Source organism: Secundilactobacillus pentosiphilus (genome assembly GCF_002217985.1).
Taxonomy (GTDB): domain Bacteria; phylum Bacillota; class Bacilli; order Lactobacillales; family Lactobacillaceae; genus Secundilactobacillus; species Secundilactobacillus pentosiphilus.
Genome location: NZ_BCMI01000076.1, coordinates 1 through 275 on the forward strand (window position 1 = coordinate 1; position 275 = coordinate 275).

Annotated in this window: 1 pseudogene; it reads left to right on the forward strand. The window is 38.5% G+C overall.

The window, feature by feature from the left end:
* Window positions 1-275 (forward strand): annotated as a pseudogene (locus CES81_RS13690) (IS110 family transposase); the annotation flags it as partial.

The following is a 275-nucleotide window of genomic DNA, read 5'->3' on the forward strand; positions in this document are numbered from 1 at the left end:
ACCGACTCTTATCAAAAGCTACATGAGTTAACGCGATTTTGTAAACAGGTGACTGACGATATTAAGCTCAAACAGATAAAACTGTATACGGCTCTTCAACAGACGTTTCCAGAAGAAGAGCGACTTTTTGCTAGTCGTGTTTCGCGTTTAGCTCTAAATGTGATTTTGCTTTACCCACATCCTGATTTTGTTAAAGGCTTGTCGCGGACGCGACTTAAAAATCAGCTCATTGCTAATACCGATAAAAATCTATCTAAAGCTAAAGGACTTAAGTA